This window comes from Streptomyces sp. NPDC050548 (assembly GCF_044457385.1).
Classification (GTDB): Bacteria; Actinomycetota; Actinomycetes; order Streptomycetales; family Streptomycetaceae; genus Streptomyces.
This window is the reverse complement of the sequence record NZ_JBITGV010000007.1, coordinates 375,884-399,819: the sequence shown is the minus strand read 5'-3', so window position 1 is coordinate 399,819 and position 23,936 is coordinate 375,884. Positions and strand designations below refer to the sequence as shown.

28 protein-coding genes are annotated in these 23,936 nt (G+C 69.9%); 10 read left to right on the top strand and 18 right to left on the bottom strand.

What is annotated here, in order from left to right; all coding sequences use genetic code 11:
* Window positions 1–117: 117 nt before the first annotated feature.
* Window positions 118–813 carry a response regulator transcription factor gene (locus tag ACIBJH_RS22290; RefSeq protein WP_399118579.1) on the top strand — a complete coding sequence of 232 codons (696 nt, stop codon included), beginning with the start codon at window positions 118–120 and terminating at the stop codon, window positions 811–813.
* Entirely contained in the window at window positions 810–2,099 is a 1,290-nt protein-coding gene (locus ACIBJH_RS22285; RefSeq protein WP_399118578.1) for an ATP-binding protein, read from the top strand. Before ACIBJH_RS22290 ends, ACIBJH_RS22285 begins: the two co-directional genes overlap by 4 nt.
* Here the strand turns inward: ACIBJH_RS22285 and ACIBJH_RS22280 are convergent.
* Together ACIBJH_RS22280 and ACIBJH_RS22275 are read right to left on the bottom strand one after the other, a co-directional pair.
* Window positions 2,065–2,565 carry an SgcJ/EcaC family oxidoreductase gene (locus ACIBJH_RS22280; protein WP_399118577.1) on the bottom strand — a complete coding sequence of 167 codons (501 nt, stop codon included), beginning with the start codon at window positions 2,563–2,565 and terminating at the stop codon, window positions 2,065–2,067. The genes ACIBJH_RS22285 and ACIBJH_RS22280 overlap by 35 nt on opposite strands.
* A 105-nt stretch (window positions 2,566–2,670) precedes the next feature.
* Window positions 2,671–2,862, bottom strand: coding sequence for a hypothetical protein (locus ACIBJH_RS22275; protein ID WP_399118576.1), 192 nt, complete (start codon window positions 2,860–2,862; stop codon window positions 2,671–2,673).
* A gap of 99 nt (window positions 2,863–2,961) precedes the next feature.
* Here ACIBJH_RS22275 and ACIBJH_RS22270 point away from each other — a divergent pair, with 99 nt between their 5' ends.
* A complete protein-coding gene (locus ACIBJH_RS22270) occupies window positions 2,962–3,681 on the top strand; it encodes a TSUP family transporter (protein ID WP_399118574.1) in 720 nt (239 codons plus the stop codon).
* Here the strand turns inward: ACIBJH_RS22270 and ACIBJH_RS22265 are convergent, their stop codons facing one another.
* From ACIBJH_RS22265 to ACIBJH_RS22250, 4 genes are all read right to left on the bottom strand, one after another.
* Window positions 3,682–4,260 (bottom strand): Uma2 family endonuclease, encoded by a 579-nt coding sequence (locus tag ACIBJH_RS22265; protein ID WP_399118573.1) that lies wholly within the window; start codon window positions 4,258–4,260, stop codon window positions 3,682–3,684.
* A 91-nt stretch (window positions 4,261–4,351) separates the two neighbouring features.
* Window positions 4,352–5,416, bottom strand: a complete 1,065-nt coding sequence (locus ACIBJH_RS22260) for a hypothetical protein (protein ID WP_399118572.1) — start codon at window positions 5,414–5,416, stop codon at window positions 4,352–4,354.
* Between the two features lie 284 nt (window positions 5,417–5,700).
* Entirely contained in the window at window positions 5,701–5,901 is a 201-nt protein-coding gene (locus tag ACIBJH_RS22255) for a DUF397 domain-containing protein (protein ID WP_399118571.1), read from the bottom strand.
* Window positions 5,898–6,713 carry a helix-turn-helix domain-containing protein gene (locus tag ACIBJH_RS22250; RefSeq protein WP_399118570.1) on the bottom strand — a complete coding sequence of 272 codons (816 nt, stop codon included), beginning with the start codon at window positions 6,711–6,713 and terminating at the stop codon, window positions 5,898–5,900. Before ACIBJH_RS22250 ends, ACIBJH_RS22255 begins: the two co-directional genes overlap by 4 nt.
* A 78-nt stretch (window positions 6,714–6,791) precedes the next feature.
* On the opposite strand from ACIBJH_RS22250, the gene ACIBJH_RS22245 reads away from it, so the two are divergent.
* Window positions 6,792–7,202, top strand: coding sequence for a hypothetical protein (locus tag ACIBJH_RS22245; protein ID WP_399118569.1), 411 nt, complete (start codon window positions 6,792–6,794; stop codon window positions 7,200–7,202).
* A gap of 1 nt (window position 7,203) precedes the next feature.
* Here ACIBJH_RS22245 and ACIBJH_RS22240 read toward each other — a convergent pair whose 3' ends face one another.
* From ACIBJH_RS22240 to ACIBJH_RS22220, 5 genes are all read right to left on the bottom strand, one after another.
* Window positions 7,204–7,695, bottom strand: a complete 492-nt coding sequence (locus ACIBJH_RS22240) for a tetratricopeptide repeat protein (protein ID WP_399118568.1) — start codon at window positions 7,693–7,695, stop codon at window positions 7,204–7,206.
* Between the two features lie 274 nt (window positions 7,696–7,969).
* On the bottom strand, window positions 7,970–8,281 hold the full coding sequence (locus ACIBJH_RS22235) for a trypco2 family protein (protein ID WP_399118567.1): 312 nt from the start codon (window positions 8,279–8,281) through the stop codon (window positions 7,970–7,972).
* 89 nt (window positions 8,282–8,370) lie between these two features.
* Window positions 8,371–9,033, bottom strand: coding sequence for a DUF5063 domain-containing protein (locus ACIBJH_RS22230; protein WP_381245312.1), 663 nt, complete (start codon window positions 9,031–9,033; stop codon window positions 8,371–8,373).
* A complete protein-coding gene (gene recR / locus ACIBJH_RS22225) occupies window positions 9,026–9,625 on the bottom strand; it encodes a recombination mediator RecR (protein ID WP_019070339.1) in 600 nt (199 codons plus the stop codon). Before recR ends, ACIBJH_RS22230 begins: the two co-directional genes overlap by 8 nt.
* Before the next feature lie 68 nt (window positions 9,626–9,693).
* Window positions 9,694–10,038, bottom strand: a complete 345-nt coding sequence (locus ACIBJH_RS22220; protein ID WP_059209072.1) for a YbaB/EbfC family nucleoid-associated protein — start codon at window positions 10,036–10,038, stop codon at window positions 9,694–9,696.
* Between the two features lie 243 nt (window positions 10,039–10,281).
* On the opposite strand from ACIBJH_RS22220, the gene ACIBJH_RS22215 reads away from it, so the two are divergent.
* Window positions 10,282–11,010 (top strand): SLATT domain-containing protein, encoded by a 729-nt coding sequence (locus ACIBJH_RS22215; protein ID WP_399118566.1) that lies wholly within the window; start codon window positions 10,282–10,284, stop codon window positions 11,008–11,010.
* An 8-nt stretch (window positions 11,011–11,018) separates the two neighbouring features.
* Here ACIBJH_RS22215 and ACIBJH_RS22210 read toward each other — a convergent pair whose 3' ends face one another.
* Window positions 11,019–12,545 (bottom strand): substrate-binding domain-containing protein, encoded by a 1,527-nt coding sequence (locus tag ACIBJH_RS22210; protein WP_399118565.1) that lies wholly within the window; start codon window positions 12,543–12,545, stop codon window positions 11,019–11,021.
* Between the two features lie 117 nt (window positions 12,546–12,662).
* Window positions 12,663–14,846, bottom strand: a complete 2,184-nt coding sequence (locus ACIBJH_RS22205) for a serine/threonine-protein kinase (protein WP_399118564.1) — start codon at window positions 14,844–14,846, stop codon at window positions 12,663–12,665.
* Between the two features lie 350 nt (window positions 14,847–15,196).
* Between ACIBJH_RS22205 and ACIBJH_RS22200 the strand changes: the two genes are divergently transcribed.
* The 4 genes from ACIBJH_RS22200 (at window position 15,197) to ACIBJH_RS22185 (ending at window position 20,608) form a co-directional block, all read left to right on the top strand.
* Window positions 15,197–16,552 (top strand): aspartate aminotransferase family protein, encoded by a 1,356-nt coding sequence (locus tag ACIBJH_RS22200; RefSeq protein WP_399118563.1) that lies wholly within the window; start codon window positions 15,197–15,199, stop codon window positions 16,550–16,552.
* A 155-nt stretch (window positions 16,553–16,707) separates the two neighbouring features.
* Window positions 16,708–17,409, top strand: coding sequence for a GntR family transcriptional regulator (locus ACIBJH_RS22195; protein ID WP_399118620.1), 702 nt, complete (start codon window positions 16,708–16,710; stop codon window positions 17,407–17,409).
* Window positions 17,410–17,435: 26 nt separating this feature from the next.
* Window positions 17,436–19,868, top strand: a complete 2,433-nt coding sequence (locus ACIBJH_RS22190; protein ID WP_399118562.1) for a dolichyl-phosphate beta-glucosyltransferase — start codon at window positions 17,436–17,438, stop codon at window positions 19,866–19,868.
* An 89-nt stretch (window positions 19,869–19,957) separates the two neighbouring features.
* Window positions 19,958–20,608: a hypothetical protein gene (locus ACIBJH_RS22185; protein ID WP_359611698.1), complete on the top strand. Its 651-nt coding sequence runs from the start codon at window positions 19,958–19,960 to the stop codon at window positions 20,606–20,608.
* Here the strand turns inward: ACIBJH_RS22185 and ACIBJH_RS22180 are convergent.
* On the bottom strand, window positions 20,605–21,477 hold the full coding sequence (locus ACIBJH_RS22180; protein WP_399118561.1) for a helix-turn-helix transcriptional regulator: 873 nt from the start codon (window positions 21,475–21,477) through the stop codon (window positions 20,605–20,607). The two genes, ACIBJH_RS22185 and ACIBJH_RS22180, sit on opposite strands and share 4 nt — an antisense overlap.
* A gap of 145 nt (window positions 21,478–21,622) precedes the next feature.
* Here ACIBJH_RS22180 and ACIBJH_RS22175 point away from each other — a divergent pair, with 145 nt between their 5' ends.
* Window positions 21,623–21,838 carry a 4-oxalocrotonate tautomerase family protein gene (locus ACIBJH_RS22175; protein ID WP_019070350.1) on the top strand — a complete coding sequence of 72 codons (216 nt, stop codon included), beginning with the start codon at window positions 21,623–21,625 and terminating at the stop codon, window positions 21,836–21,838.
* 4 nt (window positions 21,839–21,842) lie between these two features.
* On the opposite strand, the gene ACIBJH_RS22170 is transcribed toward ACIBJH_RS22175, so the two are convergent.
* From ACIBJH_RS22170 to ACIBJH_RS22155, 4 genes are all read right to left on the bottom strand, one after another.
* A complete protein-coding gene (locus ACIBJH_RS22170; RefSeq protein WP_359611693.1) occupies window positions 21,843–22,133 on the bottom strand; it encodes a hypothetical protein in 291 nt (96 codons plus the stop codon).
* A 100-nt stretch (window positions 22,134–22,233) separates the two neighbouring features.
* Window positions 22,234–22,692 (bottom strand): hypothetical protein, encoded by a 459-nt coding sequence (locus ACIBJH_RS22165; protein WP_399118559.1) that lies wholly within the window; start codon window positions 22,690–22,692, stop codon window positions 22,234–22,236.
* On the bottom strand, window positions 22,689–22,955 hold the full coding sequence (locus tag ACIBJH_RS22160; RefSeq protein WP_399118558.1) for a hypothetical protein: 267 nt from the start codon (window positions 22,953–22,955) through the stop codon (window positions 22,689–22,691). The genes ACIBJH_RS22165 and ACIBJH_RS22160 overlap by 4 nt, the downstream gene beginning before the upstream one ends.
* A 122-nt stretch (window positions 22,956–23,077) precedes the next feature.
* The gene (locus ACIBJH_RS22155) at window positions 23,078–23,881 is read right to left on the bottom strand and encodes a hypothetical protein (protein ID WP_399118556.1); all 804 of its coding nucleotides are present in this window, start codon (window positions 23,879–23,881) and stop codon (window positions 23,078–23,080) included.
* Window positions 23,882–23,936 lie beyond the last annotated feature (55 nt).

Genomic DNA, 23,936 nt, shown 5'->3' with positions numbered 1-23,936 from the left:
AGACCCGGAAGCTTCGGACACCCAGGTCAGCGCATGCCCAATCCAAGGGTGCGGGAAAAGTGCCGAGCGTCACAGGTGACAGCCGGGAATCGGGTTTCCCGCACTAAGGTGCGCCGTGTGCGCGTACTTCTGGTGGAAGACGATGAGCCGGTCGCCGAGTCCCTACGACGCGGACTGATCCGCTACGGCTTCGAGGTCGACTGGGTCACCACGGGCGGCGCGGCGCTGAGCCACTCCGCCCCCTACGACGTCGTCCTCCTCGACCTGGGCCTGCCCGACACCGACGGCCTCGACGTGTGCAAGGCGCTGCGCGCCCGCGGCGACGTCCCGATCATCGTGATCAGCGCGCGCAGCGACGAGACGGACCGGGTGGTCGGCCTGGAACTGGGCGCCGACGACTACGTCTCGAAACCCTTCGGTGTCCGCGAGGTCATCGCCCGCATAAGGGCGGTGATGCGCCGCGCACAGCCGAGGGCGGTCTCGGAAGCGGCCGGCCCCGACGCCTACGGCACCCGCCTCACCATCGACCGCAAGGCCGCCCGCGTCCGCCTCGACGGCGCGGAGATCCCGCTCGCCCCCAAGGAGTACGACCTGCTGTCGTTCCTCACCGAGGAGCCCGGCGCGCTGATGTCGCGCGAGCAGATCATGGAAGCGGTCTGGGACGCGAACTGGTTCGGCCCGACGAAGACGCTGGACGTCCATGTGGCCGCGCTGCGAAGGAAGTTGGCGGGCGCGATCACGATCGAGGCGGTACGGGGAGTCGGCTTCCGCCTGGAGATCACCTCCTCCGGAGACGGGCCTCCGGCCTCATGATCCGGCAACTGATCGTCAGCTACGTCCTGTTGGTGGCCGTGGCGCTGACGGCGTTCACCGTGCCGGTCGCCTTCACGCTGACCGCCCAACTCCGGGGCGACACCGAGCAGTCGGTGCGGCGCGAGGCGAAGACGATGGCGTTGCTGCTGAGCGGCGACGCGGCCTCGCGCGCCGCGCTGGACCGCATGGTGGTGGCGTACGCGCAGGAGACCCCCGGGACGGCCGAGGTACTCCCCGCGTCACGCGCCAAGACCGCGACGCACTGGGGCGGCGGAAAGCTGGAGGTGACAGCACCGGCGCGGCGCGACGGCAAGACGGTGGGCGCCGTACGCATCACGTACCCGACCTCGGACCTGACCCGGCGGCTCTGGCAGATCTGGGGCTTCCGGGCGATCCTCGCGGTGGGTGTCCTGGCGGTGGCGGCCGGCCTGGGCGCGCTCGTGGCCCGCCGCTTGACCCGCCCCCTGCGCCAACTCAACGACATGGCCAGCAAGTTCAGCGACGGCGACCTGACGGCACGTACGCCCGTGACAGGCCCGCACGAGACGCAGACGCTGGCCAGGACGTTGAACCAGGCGGGCGAGCGCCTGGACACCCTCATCGCCTCGCAGCGCATCTTCGTGGCCGACGCCTCCCACCAACTCCGGACCCCGCTCACGGCGTTGAGACTCTCGCTGGACAACATCGCGGACGGTGTGGACGACGAGTTCGTACGGGAGGACGTCGATCAGGCGACGGCCGAAGTGGTCCGGATGAGCCGACTGGTCAACGGCCTGCTGGTGCTGGCGCGGGCCGAGGCGAAGGTGACGGCGGCGGAACCGCTGCCGCTGCGGGAGATCGTGGCCGAACGCCTCTCGGTGTGGAGACCGGCCGCCGACGAGCGCGGGGTCGAGATCGCGCTCAGGGGGAGTGTTGTCGACGGCCGGCCGCTGGTGCTGGCCAGTCCCGGTCATCTCGAACAGGTCCTGGACAACGTGCTGTCGAACGCCCTGGAGGTGTCGCCGGACGGCGCGAAGATCACCGTGCGTTCCGAATCCCGGGGCGACGAGGTCGAGTTGACGGTGACGGACGAGGGCCCCGGCATGTCCGACGCGGACAAGTCCCGCGCCTTCGACCGCTTCTGGCGCGGCCAGGGCCTCACCGGGCGCACCGGTTCGGGCCTGGGCCTGGCCGTCGTACGGCAGTTGGTGACGGACGACGGCGGAACGGTGACCCTGCGGGACGCGCCCGGCGGAGGACTCGCTGTCGCGATCAGCCTTCGGGCATCACCGAGGAGTGGTGGTTGACGATCAGCCACTTGCCGCCGCGCTTCTCGTACTCGTAGGTGTAACGGGCCTCGACGACCCGCTTGGCACCGGTGCCCGGGTCGGTGAGCGTGAACTCGTAAATGCCGGTGTCTATCGCGGAGTTGCTGTCGAGGACGTTGACGATCGTCTCGACCTTCTTGCCGACCGGCTTGTTCGGCAGGAAGTGCTCGAAGTAGTCGACGATCTCCGCGCGGTCGGTGCGGATCTTGTTGGAGACGGTGGGGAGCAGTACGGCATCCGGCGCGTACCGGTTGGCGACCTTCTCCGGGTCACCGGTCTTGAGCGCGGCGTTCCAGCCGTCGAAGAGGGCGGCTATCTGCTTCTTGGAGGGCTTGGTGTCGTGCCGGGGCCCGGCGGTCGCGGCGACGGTGCCGAGGGAACCGAGGGCAAGGACGGTGGTGACGGTGACGGCGGCTGCACGCTTGCTCATGGTCCGGCGGGTCATCTCAACTCCAGTTGTACTGGTGTGTTTTGGGATGACTCCAGACTGGCTTTCCGCTGGTTAGCGCCCGTGCAGCGGACGTACAGGAGCGAGGAAGGACTGCTCCAATTAACGCGCCGTGTCCGCCTGACCACGGTCCCGGACGAGACTGACACCGGCACCCAGGGCCACGACGCCCATGCCGACGGCGGTCATCACGCCCTGCGTTCCGTCGACCACGAAGGGTGCGACCGCGGCGACGACCAGGTTGAAGAGGAAGAGGAACCAGAGGACGGGCTTGGAGGAGAGGAAGTTCTTCATGCGTCCAACGATCCCGTTTCCCGGGTGCCGCAACGAGGGAGCCCAGTCCCGAAGTGAGGGTGTAGCGGGCTACACCCCGACCCTGGATGATGTTGCCCCATGACGGGGGACATGCTGCTGGCCGCGATCGTTCTGCTCGGCTCTTCCGTCCAGTGGCTGACGGGAATGGGCTTCGCGTTGGTAGCCGTACCGGCCCTGGTGCTGCTCCTCGGCCCGACGCAGGGCGTCGTCCTCGCGAACTGCGCCGCCGGTGCGATCAGTGTCGTAGGCCTGGCGGGCGGCTGGCGCAAGGTCCGGGCCCGCGCGATGGTCCCGCTGTGCGCGGCGGCGGTCTGCACGGTGCCGGCGGGGGCGTGGATGACGCGCCAACTGCCGCCGCCTGTGCTGCTGTTGGTGATGGGCGGGTTGGTGACGGTGGCTGTCTTGTTGGTGATGCGCGGCGCCCGGGTGCCGGCGCTTCGTGGCACTCGCGGTGCGGTCGCGGCGGGAGCGGCGGGCGGTTTCATGAACGCGGCGGCGGGGGTGGGCGGTCCGCCGATCTCCCTGTACGCGGTCAACGCGGGTTGGACGGTACGGGAGTTCGTCCCCAACGCCCAGTTCTACGGCGTCGTCGTCAACGCGTTCTCGGTGGCGGCGAACGGGGTGCCGTCGTTGAGCGGGGCGCGGTGGGTGGCGGTGGGCGCCGCGATGGTTGTGGGCGGGGTTATCGGGCGAGGGTTGGCGGGGCGAATACCCGAACCGCGGGCGCGGGCACTGGTGTTGACGCTGGCGTTGGCGGGTGGGGTGACGGCGGTGGGGAAGGGGGTGTGGGGGCTGTGATCAGTCGGCGAACTCCTTGAGGGGGTCGGTGTCCAGGGTGATGTTCACGGGGTCCGGGATCTTGATGGTCGCGCCGAAGGGGAGCTTCTCCTCGTGGCGGTAGCGGCCGTCCTCAGGCTGGTTGAACACGACGACCGAGCAGTCGTCGCGGTCGATAAGGAGGTAGACGGGGATGCCTGCGGCCGCGTACCCGTCGGGCTTCTCGATCCGGTCGCGCTGATTCGTGTCAGAGTCGTACGACGTGACCTCCACAGCCATCAACACTCCGTCGGCCTCGGACCACTCCCCATGCCCCTTGAGGCTGCCCTTGGGCATCAGGATCGCGTCCGCGCGAGCGCGTCCCTTGCGGTAGGCCTCGGTCTTGAGGCCCCGCTCCGGATAGAGCCGGAGGTCCGGACGCAGTTGCATGCACCGCTCCAGTAGCCAGATGTAGATCTCCGTGTGGTTGCCGTCCGGCACGGGCTTGACCTGGACCTTCCCCTTGATGAACTCCAGCCGCACGGTCTCGGGGGCATGGCGTTCCAGCTGCTCGAACTCCTCGACGGACATCTGGGGCTGCTGCTCGGTCCTGGGGGTCATGGCGTCGCCTCCTCGACTCCATAGTGCCCCGACCGGCACGTCCTGCACGCTCATACGCCGCCGCCCTCTCCTCCGTGCCGCTTCCCGACCGTCACGGATTCCACCGCCTCGGCGGGAGGCCGTTCGCGATGCGGTCGCGGTTGTCTCGGTAGTGGTAGTGGACGCGGTCCTCGATCGGCACGGGGCGGAACGTGTCGGGCACAGGCCCGCCCGTACGGCGTTCCAGCTTCTGCTTCAGGAGGCGGGCCGTCGTGGTTCCCAGGTAGGCGATCTCCTCGAACCCCTTCTTGATCTCCTCCTCGCTCATCTCAGGCTCCGCACGGCATTCCTCACAGATGCCGTTGATGATCTTCGCCGTCCGCTCGTCGGCGTCGCAGGTGGCGCAGGCCATGAGCACGCGGGTCACACGGGCGCGGAGGGGGCGGGTCTCGGCAGCGTCGTTCTTCTTCGGGGGCATCTTGGTCTCCAGTCGGGTGCGGGCCAGCCCGCCCGGGTTCGTGATGGTGGGTGGCAGTCCGTCGGTCAGCGCGCGGGCCATGTCGGCCGGGGTGGCGCCTCGTGCCAACCACTCGGCGGCGAGGGGTTCGAGGGCTCGGCACTCGGCTTCGGAGAGGGACATGCGGGGGTCTGCGGTGCGGAGTTGAGCGAGAGCGCGGTACGCGGCGCTGGGCTCGGGGGTCGGGTCCGTCTCCGGGGTCGGGTCCGTCTCCGGCGTCCCGTCGGTCTCGCTCTCGCTCTCGCGCTCCGGCGCAGGGGCCGGGTCTTCCGTCCTCGCCAGGCCCGGCTGGTAGTCGTGCGTGACGTCCCTGCCGTGGCGCTCACGCGCGAACTCGGCCCACCACTGCGCCGACCTGGGCGTACGCGACCAGTACGTCCGCGTCACCCACCGCATCGAGTTGTCCTCGACGGTGATGTGTTCCTTGATCCAGCGCAGGTGGCCGGCCTCGGTGAGGCTCTTGAGCGACGTACGGCAGGCCTGCTGGCCGTAACGGGGATGCTCGGCCGCGATCACCTTGTGGCCCATGGCGTGGCCGTTGTCGAGGTGGTCGATGAAGACGGCGATCTCGGCGTCTCGCGGGAGCAGATGTGCGAAGTCCGGGTCCGCGTGCGGTTCTTCGTCACCCGTGGCGCGTTTTCCGTAGCCCGTTTTGGCCATGGGGTGCGACGGGGACGGCAGGGCGGGGCTAGGCTGGGCGTAAGCCACGATCGAGCTTCTTTCGATCCGTAGGTCTAGGCCCCGGAGCCGGTGTTGGCGCACCGACCGGGGCCGATCTATTTGCTTGTTTGCCGTGAACCTAGAGCGGCTTTACCTTGCGGCGCAAGCTGATCACGAAACGTCACCCGTTCGGATTAAACCCCCCTCAACTCACGTACAGGCTTGGTTGGTTGGGTTGTTTTCACCCAGCCCAGAACCCAAGAAAAGAGCTCGAAGCCCGGGGCTCAAGCTCCGGGGTGAACTGCGGAGACTCCGGAGAGGAACGCCGTCCAGGCGGGGGCGGGGACGGTGAGTTGAGTGCCTGAGGGGTTCTTCGAGTCGCGGATGTGGATGGTGGTTCGGGGGGTGGGAATGGCTGCTTCTACGCAGTCGCCGCCCTCGTTGTCGCTGTAACTCGACTTGAACCACGTCAACTTGTCACTCATGACTGATCCACCATCCGCTCGATGAAACGGGCCGACTCGGCAGGGCTCAGAGCCTGCGCGCGGATCATGCTAAGCCGCTCACTCACCCGGCTTACAACCTCCGGATCAGCCGACAACTCGCTGACGAACGGCCCTTCCGTGAAGGCGAACCTTTGGTGGTCGCAGGTCTCCAACAGGACCATTGGCCCGACGAGGGCGTCGCTGATGGCCCGTTCGAAGGGGAGCACCTGCAAGACGACGTTTCGCAGACGGAACGTCCAAAGCAGTCGGTGCAGTTGCTCGGTGTCCACCTGGGGGCTGCGCAGAACCGCTTCGTAGAGAACGAAGCTCACGGCCATCGGCGGTGTGCACCCCGTGAGAAGGGCCTGCCGCTCCATTCGTGCCGCAATCCGCTTCTCCACCGTCGCCTCGTCCAGAGGCGGAAGGCGATTCTCGATGAGCGCCCGTGCGTACGGCTCGGTCTGCAACAGCCCTGGTACCAGAGTGGTCTCGTACGACCACCGGCTGATCGCCTCCCGCTCCTTCTCCATGAAGTCCTGCGCACGCGCCGGAAACTTCTCCCTCAGCAAGTAGTCCTTGGCCGCGCTCAACAGGCCCTCGGCCCGGCACATCCCATCGGCCACGTCGAGCACGCGCGGCGTCGGCATCCGTACGCCCTGCTCCATGGACTTGATGGTGTCCGGCGAGTAGTTGGAGGCGGCGGCCAGCTGCTCCCGGCTCACGTTGGCCTTGGTGCGCCACCGCTTCAGCTGGTTCCCGCTGTACCGCCAGGCCACGGGCGGAATGGACTTGGCTTTGGACTGACCAGGCACAGCACCAACCTCCGACCGATACACCCCGGCGTGTATCACCTCAGTCACTACCGAGCGTAGCTTCGCAAACGCCACCGTGTGACCATGACCGACTCACTTCACCTGCCGGACTGGATCCCCGCGTCCGGTCACCAACTCCGTCTCACCGGGGTCCACTTCGACGCCGTACGCATCGAAGGCGTACGGGGAGAACGGGTCGCCGCGCGTCTCATCGAGGCCGCCGACGGGGATGCCGGGCCTGTCGTCTGCGAGGCCGCCGGGTTCCGGTGGATGTACTTCCTGCTGGCGCCCGGAGAGGTGCGCCGGCACAACTGGCCTTTGGGTGTGCAGCAGTTCGGCGGCCGGGGCGCTCGTACCGTCACGTACATCGGGATTCCGGCGCTGGACGGGAACACGTGGCCGTTGCGGTGGTACAGCGAGCCTACGGTTACGGCGCCGTTTGTGGAGGCGGGGCGGTTGGGGGCGGTGCTGGCGTTGGCGGGGGCGTAGGTCAGGGCTGTTGGGCGCGCGCGGCGGAGAGATTCGCGCGGACGGTCTTTGTCGTCGGGTGGTTCTCGCCCAGTACACGAAGACAGCGGGCCAACGCCTGTTCGTAGAGCAGGATCGCCCGCGCCACATCCCCCGACACCCGATACGCGCCAGCCCGGTTGCTCCGCGAAACCAGCGTGCTCGGGTGATCCTCCGTCACGACCCCGATGAGCCGCCCCCGTGCGAAGAGCGCCGCCCCGGACGCGCCCGCCCAGACACCGGGCACGGCTACCTGGTCGACGTACGCCGTGATCAGCCCACTGGACTTGAGTCCCGTCAGCCTCTCGATGTGGCCGCGGATCTCCTTCGTGTCCGGGATGCCGTCCCGCACCTCGGACCGGGGGAAGCCGACCGCGACGCACGCAAGCCGCCCCTCGTCCGCGACGACCGGGCCACCGTCGATCCGGCCCCCAGCGGACGGGGTCAGCTCCCATCGGCGGGAACCATCCGACATCCGTGATCCTGACCAACGCCCCGTCCGCCTGCGGCTCCCGCTCCAGATCGGGTAGCTCTGTCAGCGGCCACAACACTTCCGCCGCAAGCCATTTGGAGTCGCCACCGAGACCCCTGACCTCCAAGACCCCACAGCCCAGCACATTGTGAAGAGCCGTCAGGACGATGTCGTCCGCGACCAAGTAACCGGTCCCCGAACACTTCCCGACCGGATTCCAGATCTCCACGACCCGCCGCACGTCCACAGCCACAGGCCAACACCCCCGTGTTCCCCGTTACTTGGGGCGTTCCCCGGAGTCGTCCGCGATACGCCGATCCTCGCCCTCGGCGTCGACCGGCTGGAGGGTGAGCTTCACGCGGCTCGTCGTGCCCTTCGACCGGGCCACCTTCGCCTCCGCGCCGAACGGGAGCACCAAGACCTTCGCCCGTGCCTCTCCGTCCTTCTTCATGTCCACGGCGAACTCGATCTCCACCGGGCCCGTCCGGAACTGGATCTCCTGCCCCGCCCCGTCCCGCGCCGCCTGCTGAAGCTCCGCGCGGATCGCCCCGATCGCCTCGGCCAAGCCCATCCATACCTCATCGGCCATCGGGCGTCCCCCTCGTCCCCGTATACGCACTGTGGGGCGCAGCGTACTCGCCGCGCCCCACAACGTGCCGTGGAAAAGCCCTGAAAGCCCTACTTCACCGGCCTGATCCCCAACGGCCCCGCGATCTCCTCCGCCATCACCGCACCCGCCTCGAACTCCAGCGTCTCGTCGCCCATGACGCTCTGGTCGGTGTCGAGGCCGTCCAACTCCGCGAGGGGCTGGTTCAACCGCACATGCGCGACCACCGACTGCAACGCGCGCAGCGTCGCCGACGCCGTCGAGCCCCAGTTGGAGAAGTAGGAGAACTGCCACCACCACAGGGCCTCCGTGGTGCGGCCCGCGCGGTAGTGGGCCATGCCGTGGCGGAGGTCGGTGATGAGGTCGGCGAGGTCGTCGGAGATGCGGGCCGGGACCGGGGCCTTGCGCGGCTCGTAGGGGTCGAAGACCTCCGAGTAGACGTCGATCGGCTCCAGCATCACCGCGAAGCGCTCGCGGAGTTCGTCCACATCCGGCTCCGGGCCCAGGTCGGGCTCGTAGCGCTCGTCGGGGACGATGTCCTCGTGCGCGCCCAATCGGCCGCCGGCCAGGAGGAGTTGGGAGACCTCCAGGAGGAGGAAGGGGACCGCGGAGTCGGGGTCCTCGCCCTTCGCTACCTCCGACACGGCCACCAGGAAGCTCTCGACCTGGTCCGCGATCTGGACCGCGAAGTCGTCCGGGTCCTGCGCGGTGGCATGCAGTGTGGCGTCAGACATCTAGGAGTCGTCTCCCCTCGAAGGCGCGGCCGAGGGTCACCTCGTCCGCGTATTCCAGGTCTCCGCCCACCGGGAGGCCGCTGGCCAGGCGGGTGACCTTGAGGCCCATGGGCTTGATCATGCGGGCGAGGTACGTGGCCGTGGCCTCGCCTTCCAGATTCGGGTCCGTGGCAAGGATCAGCTCCGTGACCGTACCGTCGGCCAACCGCGCGAGAAGTTCTCGTATACGCAGGTCGTCCGGTCCGACACCTTCGATCGGGCTGATCGCGCCGCCGAGGACGTGGTACTTGCCCCGGAATTCGCGCGTGCGTTCGACGGCTACGACGTCTTTCGGTTCTTCGACCACGCAGATCACCGAGAGGTCGCGGCGCGGGTCTCGGCAGATGCCGCACAGCTCTTCCTGCGCAACGTTTCCGCAGGTCGCGCAGAAGCGGACCTTCGCCTTGACCTCCATCAGGCACTGCGCGAGCCGGCGGACGTCCGTCGGCTCGGCCTGCAGGATGTGGAAGGCGATCCGCTGCGCGCTCTTGGGACCGACGCCGGGGAGCCGCCCCAACTCGTCGATGAGGTCCTGGACCACGCCCTCGTACAACGGACTGCCTGCCCTTCCTGGAGGTCCTACGGTGCGTACGTACGTACCGTAGTTGGCCGTGGGTCGTCTTAGAAAGGCAGACCCGGAATACCGCTGCCGCCGCCCAGTCCCTGCGCGAGCGGGCCGAGCTTCTGCTGCTGGAGGGTCTGCGCGTTCTCGTTGGCCGCCTGGACGGCCGCGACGATGAGGTCCGCGAGGGTTTCGGTGTCCTCGGGGTCGACCGCCTTCGGGTCGATCTTCAGCGCGCGCAGCTCGCCGGCGCCGGTGACGGTGGCCTTGACCAGGCCGCCGCCGGCCTGTCCGTCGACCTCGGTCCGCGCCAGCTCCTCCTGCGCGTTCGCCAGGTCCTGCTGCATCTTCTGGGCCTGCTGCAGCAGCTGCTGCATATTGGGCTGGCCACCACCGGGAATCACGATCAGCTCCTGGTTTCGTACGGCTGTGCAGGCGAGGGTTTTCCCCGCTCGGCACGAGCCTACGTGGTCCGAGCAGTCATCGCTTCAGCACTCTTTCGAGTGAGTCCTTACCGCGTCCTATACCTGATCAACACCCACTTCCGGGCGGAAAAGCGGTGAAACCGGAGCCTTCGCCACCCATTGGGCGGTAGGAAGGATCCGGCACATCAGCATCAGGTGTCACACAACGTAAGGGAGTGCCGGGTGGGTCAGCCGGAGATTCAGCCCGAGGGTGGCGATCTGGCCGGGCGGACGTTTCCGCTCGGCGACTGGGGCGAGCCCGCGGCCCGGCTGGACGAGCTGTACCGGTGGGTCGAGCGCGGAGCGCTGGAGACGGCGGCCTGGTACCTCGCGGACCGGGTGTGGAAGCGGCGCGGGGCGCGGGTGCTGCGCACGGGCGCGGTGCTGGGCGCGGTCGTGGGGGCGGCGCTGCCGCTGCTCGACCTCACCGGGGTGGTGGCCGGGCTGGCCGCCTGGGGCTATCTGGCGCTGCTGCTCGGGACGGCGTGCGTGGCCGGGGACCGGCTCTTCGGGATGACGTCCGGGTGGATGAGGGACGTGGCCACGGCACAGGCGGTGCAGCGGCGTCTTCAGGTGCTCCAGTTCGACTGGGCGTCGGAGGGCGTACGGGAGGTGCTGGGGCCGGCCGACGGGACGGCGAGCGAGGCCGCGGACCGGTGTCTGGGGGTGCTGCGGCGCTTCTCGGAGGACGTGACGGAACTGGTGCGGATGGAGACGGCCGACTGGATGGTGGAGTTCCGGACCGGGTCGGCACCGCTGGGCATCCAGTCGACGGTGGTCGGCGGGGGGCGTCAGGAGGGGGCCGTCGTACACGGCAGGTTCCCGATGCCACCGGGCCCGGGTGGACCGGGTGGCCCGGGCGGCGGCAACCGGCCGAACATGCCCCGTCAGCGGCCTCCCGAGCCGCGCTGACGTGGGGGCTACGTGCACAGCCTGATGCCCTCCACCGTGCCGCACGGGATGTGGCCGTGGATGCGGATCACGTCCTGGCCGACGCCCTGTGTCAGATAGTTCAGGAAGCTCGATGTGAGGGAGTCGTCCGGGGGCGTGCCGTAGGTGTAGGCGTACTCGATCTCGCGGTACGGGTAGTTGCTCGTGCCCTGTTCGATGACGTCCACGGACGCGACGTGGCCGTCGAGGGTGAGCACGTGCAGGCCCTTGGCGCGCGAGGCGAGGGTGAGTTCGCTGTAGCCGATCGCGCCGGGGACCTCGGCGACCTCGGACAGCACCTGGTCGGTGGAGTCGAGTTCGCAGCGGATGACGGGTGCCGTCGGATCGTCCTTGTGGACGCAGTCGACGGAGGAGTTGGCGATCTCGCTCCGTTTCAGCACCCGGCGCTGGAACACCTGTCTCGTCCCGGAGTTGGCGTCCCGGCTGACCAGGTGTACGGCCACGTCCGGGCCGCCGAGCTCGTGCCAGTTCTTGATGTCGCCCCGGTACAGGCGTTGTACGTCCGCGGTGGACAGGTTCTTGAGGTTGATGCCCTTGTTGACGACGATCGCGAAGACCGACATCGCGACCCGGTGCTCCAGCAGTTGGGGCATGTCGCTCGGCTTGGGTCCGTCCGACATGGCCACGATCGCCGGTGAGCCCTTCTTCGACGCGAGCCCCTTGGTCTCCAACTCCCGTACGCCCGCGGTCGATCCGTGCGGGTCCACCACGATCGTCGAGCCCTCGCAGTCCTTCTCGTACTTCTTCGCGGCCTCCACCATCGCGGGCGCGAACGCGGTCGAACCGGTGACGGTGAGGGTGCCGTGCGCGCAGCCGATCGGCGGCGGGGTGTCGTCGCGGGCCACGACGATCGTCGCCAGCGTCACCACGCACACCGTGAGCATGATGGTGATCAGCCGGGAGGCGCGGCTGAACAGGGGCGCCTTGTCGTCCGGGGTCGCGCTGCGGTTGGGGTGCACCTCGCCGTCCCGGATACCGCCGATGAGCCGTATGTCGCGGCCGACGTCACCGCCGGACAGCAGCACCAGCAGCTTGAAGTGGTCGCGCGGGTTGAGCGGGACGCGCGGGATGCGCAGGGTGTTGGTGTCGTAGCCGAGGCCGGCCGCCGGGGTGAAGTGGTCCATCAGATGGTCGGTGCCGACCGGCTGGGTGACCGAGACCCCGCGGATCGTGCGGTCGGTGAACACCGCGGTGAGGCCGTGGAGTTCACGCCCGGTGTAGTCGTTGTCGGCGATGCTCTGCGAACCGTCGTTCTCGATGCGCAGCAGGACGAGGGTGGCGTCGGACATGCCCGGCACCTCGTCGAAGAGGCCGAGGCGTCTGTTCGCGCGGCCCGAACGGACGTCGTCGCCAATGGGGTTGTCCATCTGGACGCGGTAGCCGATCCGCTTGCGGCGCGGCACCCGGCGCTCGTACCAGACCATCACGCCGGACGCGACGATACCGAGCACCGCGGTGCCCACGGCCACGACGTTCTCCGCGCTCAGCCACTCCACTGCGGGCCCCCGCTCCCCAGCCGGATCGTGGGGTCACGGTACGGGTGGCCGGAGAACCCGCGGGGGCTGTCGGCCGACGTTCGGGTGACGTTCAACTGGCCCCGGAGTAAAGGGACTTCAGCCCGCCTTGGTGTACGTCAGCTTCTCACCGTTGCCGGTGTTCACGCGCTCCAGGCTGCCGTCCGACAGCAGGGTGACCTCGCTGGCCGCGCCCGGGCTGCAGGACGACAGCGGCTGTCCCGAGGTGACGGTGGAGGCGCCGAGCGTCAACGGGCTGTCGCCGTCCGGCCGTTGGGTGAGGTCGGCGCTGAACACGCAGTGATAGCCGGGGCCGTCCGCGACCAGCTTCAGCACCGGGTCCCCCACCTTCCCCTGGCTGATGGTGAGTTGGCGGGTGTTGTGGCCGGTGGCGTTGTCGATGGACGCGTTCCAGGTGCCGAGATAGCGGCTCGGTACGGCGTCGGCGCCGCTCGGTGCGGCGGAGGAGGACGGCGAGTCCGTCGTCGACGGTTCTCCGGTGGTCGGACCCGGCGTGGTGGGCGCGGCGCTGGTGGCCCGCCCGCCCGAACCGGCCGCCGTACGGCTGCCGTTGCCGCCGCCCTTCATCAGCGCGTACACCGAACCGCCCGCCCCCAGCGCGACGACCAGCGCGACCAGGACCAACAGCGCGGTCGACCGCTTGCTGCGACGCGTCTCCTGCGGCTCCAGGTAGGGCCCCGGGCCGTAGGGCGGGGTGGCGCCGAGGCCGTTGTTGTGGGGGTAGGGGTTGTACGGCACCTGCCCGCCCCAGCCGACGAGCTGCCGGGCGGGGAGCTGGGGGTAGCCGTGGTCGGCGGCGGGCGGGGCGGGCTGCGCGGGCGGTTGCGGATAGCCGTAGCCGGGGGCGGGCTGGGGGTGTTGCTGCGGGTGGCCGTAGGCCGGGTGCGGGGTGGGCGGGGGTGGTGTGCCGGTGGTTCCGGGCCCGCTCTCGACCACCGTCGGGAGGTGGGTGGTGGGCGCGCTGTCGTCCGTCACCGCCGCGGGTGGCGGCGGGGAGGAGTCGTCGGAGGCCGGGGCGTGTTCGGGGGTGGCTTCGGAGACGGCGGGATGTTCTACGGCGACGGGGGCGGGCTCCGCGGAGGCGGGGGCGGGGGATGCGGGGGCGGGGGCGGGGGATGCGGACGCGGGTGCGGTGGGCGCGGGGGGTGCGGCTGGTGTGGGGGGTGCGGCTGGTGTGGGCGCGGCGGGGGCGGGAAGTTCGGCGGGCGTGGGCGCGGCGGGGGCGGGAAGTTCGGCGGGCGTGGCCTTTGGAGCCGCCTCCAGGGCCAGGGCCTCGGAAGACCGAGCCTGAAGGGCCCGTACCTCCGGAGCGCCCTTCTCCAACTGGACCCGCTCCGCCGTCTGCGGATCCTCCGTGTCCAGCAACCGCACCGCGTGGCGCCCGAGTTGGGCGACCAGGCCGCCCGGCAGCCACGGGTCGCGGGAGCGGCCACCGGAGACCGTGTCCTCCGCGCCCGTACGGTCGAGGATCTGGTGCAGGGTCGGCCGGGTGGCCGGGTCCTTGCGCAGGCAGTCGCGGACCAGTTCGGCGATGCCCTCGGGGACGCCCGTCAGGTCGGGTTCGTCCTGGGCGATGCGGAACATCAGCGCGTGGACACCGCTGTTGGCGGTGCCGAAGGGGAGGGTGCCGGTCGCGGCGTAGGCGAGGACGGAACCGAGGCAGAAGATGTCGCACGCCGGGGTGATGCGGTCGCCCCGCACCTGTTCCGGCGCCATGAATCCGGGCGAGCCGACCAGTGAGCCGGTGCGGGTGAGGCCGTCCCCGGCCTGGGTCTCCAGGGCGCGCGCTATGCCGAAGTCGATGACGCGGGGGCCGTCGATGGTCACCAGGACGTTGGACGGTTTGAGGTCGCGGTGGACGATGCCGGCGGCGTGGATGTCCTGGAGCGCGTGCGCGAGCCCGGCCGCGAGGATCCGTACCGAACGCTCGGGCAGCGCCCCGTGGTCGCGGCCGACGACCTGTTGCAGGGTGGGTCCGGCGACGTACCCGGTGGCCACCCAGGGCACCGGGGCCTCGGTGTCGGCGTCCAGGACGGGCGCGGTCCAGTGCCCGCCGACCCGCCGCGCGGCCTGCACCTCCTGCCGGAACCGGGCGCGGAACTCCTCCTGCGCGGCCAGGTCCTCGCGGACGAGTTTGACGGCGACCGTGCGCCCCCGGTCCGACCGGGCCAGGTACACATGCCCCATGCCACCGGCCCCGAGCCGGGCCAGCAGCCGGTATGCCCCGATCCGCTGCGGATCGGCCGCCCCCAGTTTCTCCACGACCGCGCCGCCTCCCCTGAAATCCCCGGTCACGCCCCGGTCGAGCCCCTGTGCTCCGCGACAGACCGAGAATAGTGCGAGGAATCGACGAGACGGCCGGAGCGGTGTCTACGGTTCCGTAACGGCAGACCGGCCCAGGCCGCGCACCGCCCGCGCGCCCAGCACCAACCCTCCGAAGGCTGGGCTCGCCCCTAACCGGTCACAGGGGCGGACACCGGTTAGTTTCACCCCCACACCTCAGCGGGTCCCCGCACCGACCACCCACCCTGGACAACCTGTCGCGGAAACCCCGCTACCGCAGACAGACCGCCGATACCTTTTCCGCATCGCGGACATTTACGCTCGCCGCCATGACCCCTCAGCCCAACCCCCAGGCCGGCGCCGCCGTGAAGGCCGCGGACCGTGCGCATGTGTTCCACTCCTGGTCCGCGCAGGAACTCATCGACCCGCTCGCCGTGGCCGGCGCGGGGGGGTCGTACTTCTGGGACTACGACGGCAGGCGCTACCTGGACTTCACCAGTGGGCTCGTCTACACGAACATCGGCTACCAGCACCCGAAGGTCGTCGCCGCGATCCAGGAGCAGGCCGCGACCCTCACCACCTTCGCGCCCGCGTTCGCGATCGAGGCCCGCTCGGAAGCCGCCCGGCTGATCGCCGAGCGGACGCCCGGGGACCTGGACAAGATCTTCTTCACCAACGGCGGCGCCGACGCGATCGAGCACGCGACGCGCATGGCCCGGCTGCACACCGGGCGGCCGAAGGTGCTCTCCGCCTACCGCTCGTACCACGGCGGTACACAGCAGGCGATCAACCTCACCGGCGATCCGCGCCGCTGGGCCAGCGACAGCGCCTCGGCCGGGGTCGTGCACTTCTGGGCCCCCTTCCTGTACCGGTCCCGTTTCTACGCGGAGACCGAGGAGCAGGAGTGCGAGCGCGCGCTGGAGCACCTGGAGACGACGATCGCCTTCGAGGGTCCGGCCACGATCGCCGCGATCGTGCTGGAGACCGTGCCGGGGACGGCCGGGATCATGGTGCCGCCGCCGGGCTATCTCGCCGGGGTGCGGGAGATCTGCGACAAGTACGGGATCGTCTTCGTCCTCGACGAGGTGATGGCCGGGTTCGGGCGGACCGGTGAGTGGTTCGCGGCCGACCTGTTCGACGTCGTACCGGACCTGATGACCTTCGCCAAGGGGGTCAATTCCGGCTATGTGCCGCTCGGCGGGGTCGCCATCTCCGGCGCGATCGCGGAGACCTTCGGCAAGCGGGCCTACCCGGGCGGTCTGACGTACTCCGGGCACCCGCTCGCCTGTGCCGCGGCCGTCGCGACGATCAACGTCATGGCCGAGGAGGGTGTCGTAGAAAATGCGAGGACCCTTGGTACGACCGTCGTCGAGCCCGCGCTGCGGGCGCTGGCCGAGCGGCACCCGAGTGTCGGGGAGGTGCGCGGGGTCGGCATGTTCTGGGCGCTGGACCTGGTGAAGGACCGGGAGACGCGCGAGCCGCTGGTGCCGTACAACGCGGCCGGTGAGGCCAACGCCGCGATGGCCGCGTTCGGGGCCGCCGCCAAGCAGCAGGGGCTGTGGCCGTTCGTGAACATGAACCGCACCCACGTCGTGCCGCCGCTCAATGTGAGCGAGGCCGAACTGAAGGAGGGGCTCGCCGCTCTGGACACGGCGCTGTCCGTGGCGGACGAATTCACGTCGTAATACGCCGACGAATTCACCTCGTAGTACCCGGAATGGGCGGGTCCGTCTCCCTGGTGCCCGGATACGGGCAGGGCGGGAACCCGAACGCGTAAGGTGACGTGCTCGTAGACATATACGAGTACGCCATCGAACGCGACGAGGGAGACGCTCCGACGATGCCCGGAAGCAGCGGCAACGGCGCCGTGACCCGCAGCACCCTGCGGCAGCAGATCGCCGACGCGCTTCGCGACGAGGTCCTGGCCGGCCGGCTCCAGCCCGGCCAGGAGTTCACGGTGAAGGAGATCGCCGAGCAGTACGGCGTCTCCGCGACCCCGGTCCGGGAAGCCCTCGTCGATCTCTCCGCGCAGGGACTCCTGGAGGCCGACCAGCACCGCGGCTTCCGCGTCCACGAGTACTCGGTGGCCGACCACCGCGGCATGATCGAGGCCCGCGCGCTGGTCACCGAGGGCATGTTCCTGGCGCTGGCCGGCGGCCACCCCGTGTTCGACCGCACCGACGACCCGCGTACGGTCGCCGCGCTCGCCGGGGTCCGCCGCCGCGGCGAGGAGGCGCAGCGCGCCGCCGAGGCCGGTGACCTCACCGTGCTGATCGGCTACGACCTGCGGTACTGGCGCGAGCTGAGCACCATGTTCGGCAACCCCTACCTCGGCGACTTCCTGCACCGGCTGCGCGTCCAGTCCTGGGTGTGCACGGTGCAGCATCTGCGCCGACTGACCGATCTGCGCGGGCAGTTGTGGGCCGAGCACACCGAACTCGTCGACGCCCTGGCGCGCCGCGACACCCCGGCCGCGCGGGCGATCGTCCTGGCCTACAACACGCACTCCCTCGACCTCATCGAGCGGCTGGCCGCCCGGTGACCGGACCGGAAAGGGCCGCTCCGGCCGTGGACCCCAGTGTCGTCGTCGTGGACCTCAGTGTCGTCGTGCCCGCCTACAACGAGGAACAGCGGCTCGGGCCGACGCTCGACGCGATCACCGCGTACCTCGGCGACAACGAGGGCCGCTTCGGCGACTGGGAGATCGTCGTCGCCGACGACGGCTCCGACGACGGGACGAGGGAGGTCGTCACCTCCCGCTCGCTCGACAACCCCCGTGTGCAGCTGGTCACCAGCCCCCGCAACCGCGGCAAGGGCCACGCCCTGCGCCTCGGGGTCGCCGCCTCGCGCGGGCGCCGGGTCCTGGTCACCGACGCCGATCTGGCCGCGCCCATCGAGGAGTTGGAGAAACTCGACAAGGAGCTGAGCGAGGGCCGCGCGGCGGCGATCGGCTCACGGGCCGCGCCGGGCGCGACCATCGAGAGCCACCAGCACCCGGTCCGCGAACTCCTGGGCCGCGCCGGCAACTTCCTCATACGCCAGGCCGCGGTGCCCGGCATACGCGACACCCAGTGCGGCTTCAAGCTCTTCGAGGGCGACCGCGCCCGCGAGGCCTTCGCCGCCTCCCGCATCAACGGCTGGGGCATCGACGTGGAGGTCCTCCAGCACTTCCGCCGCGCCGACTGGGAGGTCGCCGAAGTCCCGGTGCGCTGGTCCCACCAGTCCGGTTCGAAGGTACGGCCCCTGGACTACGCCCGCGTCCTCACCGAACTCGCCCGCCTGCGCGCCCGCTCCCTGCGCCCGGTGGACGTCCTGGTCCCCGTCCTCTTCCTCCTCATGTCGGTCGCCCTCTACTCGGGCCGCTTCTTCGACCCGAACCACCGCTACCTGGAGGACTCGCTCCAGGACCAGAACCAGTGGGAGTGGTTCTTCGCGGTCACCGCCGACAACGTTGCGCACCTCCACAACCCGTTCTTCTCCAACCTCCAGGGCTTCCCCGACGGCGTGAACCTCATGGCCAACACGGTCATGCTCGGCCTGTCCGTCCCCTTCGCGCCCCTCACCCTGCTGGCCGGACCCGCCGTCTCCCTCAGCGTCTGCATGGCGCTCGGCCTCGCGGCCACGGCCGCCGCCTGGTACTGGCTGATCGTGAAGCGCGTCGTACGGCAACGGGCCGCGGCCTTCGTCGGCGCCTCGCTCGCGGCCTTCGCCCCGCCGATGGTCAGCCACGCCAACGCGCACCCCAACTTCGTCATCCTCTTCATGATCCCGCTGATCATCGACCGCGCCCTGCGCCTGTGCGCGGGCACCCGGGTGGTCCGCGACGGCGTCGTGCTCGGCCTGATGGCGGCCTACCAGATCTTCCTAGGCGAGGAACCCCTGCTCCTCGCCTCCATCGGCATGGTCCTGTTCGCCGCGTCCTACGGCGTTCTCAACCGGGATGTCGTACGGGCATCCTGGCGCCCGCTCCTCAAGGGCCTGGGCATCGCGGCGCTGGTCTGCGCCCCGATCATCCTGATCCCCCTCTGGTATCAGTTCGTCGGTCCACAGAGCTACAAGAGCGTCCTGCACGGCGACAACGCGGGCAACAGCCCCCTCGCGCTCCTCTCCTTCGCCGAGCGCTCCCTGATGGCGGGCGACGAGATCCGCGCGAACTCCCTCTCCCTCAACCCCACCGAACAGAACGCCTTCTACGGCTGGCCGCTCGTCGCCCTGGCCTTCGCGATCGTCGTACGACTGTGGGAACACGCCCTCGTCAAGGCCCTCGCCTTCACGGCGATCGCCGCCGCGATCCTCTCCATGGGCCCCAAGATCCGCATCCCGCTCACGGACACGATCTACCCCGGCCCCTGGGCCCTCCTCGCCCACAAGCCGCTCTTCGAGTCGGTGATCGAGGGCCGGGTGGCGATGATCTGCGCACCCGCGCTGGGCATGCTGGTCGCGCTCGCGGTCGAACGGCTCGCGGCGACACGGGAGTTGGGCACGCAGTACGTGGGGCTGCTCGCCGTATGCCTGGCGCTGCTCCCGCTCGTCCCCGCACCGCTGAAGGCGGTCGACCGGGCCGCGGTACCGGCCTTCTTCACGGACGGCACCTACAAGTCGTACGTCCGCGCCGGCGAATCCCTGGTCCCGATCCCGCTCGCCGACCCCGGCGCGGCGGAGGCACTGCACTGGCAGACCGCCGCCCACCTCGGCTTCAAGATGCCCGGCGGCTACTTCAACGGCCCCTACGGCGCCGACCGCATCGGCATCTACGGCGCCTCGCCGCGCTACACCTCGAACATGCTGCGGGACGTGCGCTACACCGGCGTCATCCCCACCATCGGCAAGAACTGGCAGGCGCAGGCCAAGGCGGACTTCGCGTACTGGCACGCGGGCGCCCTGGTGATCGCGCCGCAGCCCAACGACGACAAGCTGCGCACAGCTGTGGAAAAGCTGGTCGGAAAACCCGGTAAGTGGGTGGACGGCGTGTGGGTATGGGACCTGCACGAGGGGAGCTGACCCGGGCCGCACCGACTACTCTTCCCCCTACTCTTGCCTGACCACCATGCGAACACCACGCTGCGCAGCGAGTAACCGAGGAGCCCCTTTTGGCCTGTGACCTGTGGCTGGTCCCGCTCGTCGACGTGTTGTGCCACACCCCCGACAATCCGTTCGCCGACGAACTCGCGCTCTACAACTCGCTGCTGGCCGAGGCCGGGCTCCCTCCGGTGCCGGTGTACCAGTACATGCCGGGGCTGTCCGGAGAGGTCGCCCCCGTGGCGGGCTTCGACTACGACGCGCTGCACTTCCTGCGCCGGGCCTACCTCCTCCAGGTCTGCGGGCTCCCGGTGACCCCGGTGGACGACCTGGGCGGCGACTACGAGCAGCTCCTGGAGATGTTCGAGACCACGGCCCAGCAGTCCCACCTGGTCTGGCACTACGACCACGCGGGCGCCTACGTCCCGGTCGACTTCCCGCACCCGCTCGCCAACGACGAACTCCTCGCGGGCGGCGGCCCGTTGGGCTCCTCCCAAACCCTCCTGCGCGAGCTGGAGTTCGTGGCCCCGACGATCGGCATCGACCCCGCGAACCCGCCCACGGCACCCCAACCCCCCGCCGCTCCCACGGAGTTGGAGGAACCGGCCGTCGCCGCGCCGTACGACCCAAGTCCCTTCGCGCGCGAGCGGCACGTGTGGCTCGGGCTGCACGCGGCGGCGACGCGCAGCCTGGCCCAGGGCTCGATGATCGTGTTCAGCTAGCGACGCGTGCCAGGAGTGTCCTCGGTCGCGGCCATGTCCTGTGTGCCGATGACGCCGAGCAGTTCGAGCTGGGCGGCGCCCTCGGTACCGGGCGGGGCCGTGAACCACAGCAGGCGCTGGCGGCCGTCCTCGCTGAACAGACTGTGGCAGTCCAACTCGATGACCCCCAGCGTGGGGTGCACGATGCGCTTGTGATCGGTGCGGCGCAGGCCGACGTCGTGGGTGTCCCACAGGGCGGCGAACTCCGCGCTGCGCCGGCGCAGCGCGGCCGTCATCCCGGCGACCTCGCTGTCGCGGCTCCGGCGGGCGGCCACCGCGTGCAGGTCGGCGACGAAGACCCGTGAGTGGTGCGGATGGTCCTCGGGCGGGTAGACCGCGCGGGCGGCCGGATCGGTGAACCAGCGGTACGCGAAGCCGGTGGCGGGCCCGCGCGGTTCCGGCGCCCGCCCGAGCAGGGCGGCGGCCAGTTCATTCTGTACGAGGGTCTCGTGCAGGTCGGTGATGACCTGGGCCGGGGTGGTGGCCAGCCGGTCCAGCAGCCCGAGCAGGGCGGGCTGCACCTGCCGCGCGCCCGTGCCGCGCGCCGACTCGGGCAACGGCCGGTCGGCGAGGTGGAACAGGTGGTCGCGCTGGTCGCCGCCCAGCCGCAGCGCCCGGGCGAGGGCGTTCAGTGTCTGGGCCGAGGGCTGGGCGCCACGTCCGCGCTCCAGTTCGGTGTAGTAGTCGGCCGACAGGCCCGCCAGCTGCGCGACCTCCTCGCGCCGCAGACCGGGCACGCGGCGGCGGGGCCCGACGGGCAGGCCGACATCGGCCGGCCGGACCCGGTCGCGCCGGGACTTGAGGAACGCCGCAAGCTCGGGAAGGTTCACTCGGCCATCGTCGCCTCTCCGGCGGGGTCCGAGCCAGGGGCCGGCAACCCCTGGGTGGGCTCAGCCCTGGCGGGACGCGGCAGCCGGGACGGATGGTTGCCATATCCCCGCAGCAAGCACGAGGAACACGAAGAAAGAGAACACCATGCCTTTCGCGAACTTCAAGGTCCCCGCCGGCGCCCTCACCGCAGAGCAGAAGGAGCAGATCATCACGCGCACCACGGACCTGTACGCCGAGATCTTCGGCGACGGCGCCCGCGCCACCACGCTCGTCCTGGTGGAAGAGGTCGCCGACGCCGGATGGGGCATCGGCGGCGGTGTCCTGACCCTTGCCAAGATCCAGGGAACACCGCAGGAGTGAGGGCCTAGCGGATCTTGCCGAGACCCGTCTGGACGTCCTCCGCGTTCATCACCGGGGTGTAGGTCAGCTCGGCACCCAGGTTGAGGAAGAACGGCTCACTGATCGACGGAATGTCGGAGGGGTCCTTCAGGTCGAAGAACAGGAACGCGGTGCGCTTGCCGCCATCGGCGGTGAAGTAGGCCGCCTCGGGCTTGATCTGCTCCATGGACTCCTCCATGAGCTTCCCAAGAGTCCCGTTGCGGATGGCCTCGTTCCCCTTCTCCGTGTCCATGGACGCTTTCAGCATCATGCGCATCGCAGTCACCTTCTCCTGGTCGGCGTGCGCGGGACGGATGACTTCAGGATATGCCCGGACAAAGGGGGGTGCCCTGGCGAGGACACCCCCCGCTCTGCGGTCAGTTCCGCTCGACGATACGGATGGTGCGGATGCCGGTACCGCGATACCGGATGGGCGTGCTGGTCAGGACGGGTCGGCCGCGCGGCCACTCGACGGTGGGCAGGGCGAGATGCAGCACATGGGCGCCACTCCAGTCGGCCTCACCCTTGTCGCCGTCGACGTCGACATCGGCGCCACCGGCGACCCGCAGCCGCTTGCCGACGGCAGTCGCCGCAGCGAAGTCGAGCCCCTCGATGGCGACAGACGGCAACGCGCCGACGTGTTCGGCGACTCCGGCCCGCTCCCGCTCGGCGGCGGCGAGGCTGAGCGCCGGGATGTAGACGCGCAGGGCGGGATCCTTCTCGGCCTCGACAACGAGTCGGGAGGCCATGGCGTTGCCCGCGCCGAGCGCCAGCGCGGCGGTGTCGTCGAAGATGACGGCACGCGGCAGCGGATACCGCTGCTCCTCCCCCGTCACTGGACCTCCCCGATCCGCCCGGCTTCGAGGTCGGCCCACAGCTTCTCGCCGGCCTTCTCGTCCTCTTCGGTGTAGGGCCTGCCGAGGAAGTGCTCCTCCACGTACGCCCTGGTCTCCTCGTACCGCTTGCGCAGCTCTTCCTTGGTGGGCGTGGCCCCGGCCAGCTCCGCGACGAGGTCTCGCATGGTCATCCCCCGTTCCCTGGCCAGCTCCAGAAGACGGTCTCGGACGGCGGGGTCGACCTTGATCGTGGTGTCAGCCATAAGCGGAGTATACCGGCGGTATACCGCCTCCGGGCGTACGAGTGTGACGGTCATCAACGCTCCATTTCTTTCGAGGGACCGGCGCTGCACGGGCGTGCGGCCGGGAGTCTGGGGGCGGGCGGTTACGCGAGGGCGGGGCGCCCCTGCAACAGGGCGCGGGCGAGTGCGCCTCCGCGCTGCGCGGCCTCGCGGTAGCCGGAGGCGCCGGGCTTGCGCGGCTCGACCCGGACGGTGGTGACCGGTGCCGTTGCCTGGCTTGCCGGGCACTTTCGACGCAGGCGGTTTTCGACGATGGCGGCGGCCGAGTACATCCGTCGCGGCAGACCGTCCGTCAACGCCGCGCGCACCTGAACGCTCGTCGCGCCCCGCTCCCACCACTCCTCGACCAGCGGCGCGAGCCGCAACGCCTCGGCGGCACCGAGCGTGAGCCGGGGTTCACTACCGCCGAGAGAGCCGAGCAGCCTCGCGGCGAGCGCGGTGCGCTCGCTCAACTCGGCCTGCGGCGGCGGGGAGGGAGGTTCTTGTTCCCTGGTCTTTTCTCCCGAAGGGAGAGCGTCCGACGGTGCGACGGCCGACTGGCCGGAGGCCAGGTTCTCGACTTTTTCTTCTTCACCCGCAGGCGGCTCGTCCTCGTACGGAGTGTCGAATACCTCGTACACGGTGAAGAGTTGGCCGCTCTCCGGGTTCTTGCGCACCACTCGCCGCAGATACCGCGAATCCTCCAGCTCATGCAGGGCGGCGGCGATCCGCGACCGCCCCTCCTTGCGCTGATCGGCGAGCGTGCGGATGGTGACGCGGGCCTCGTTCGGGAGGCTCAAGAGGTACGTCAGTACGCCTACCGCGCACCACGAGATGCTCCGGTCGCGGAGAAGGGCGTTGGAGAAGACTGAAAAGGCGCGCGTGGGCGTCGTACGATGGATGCGCATCCGGAGCTCCGTTTTACCTGGTGGAGCTGGCGCTCCTGGTGTCGAGCCCCCGGGT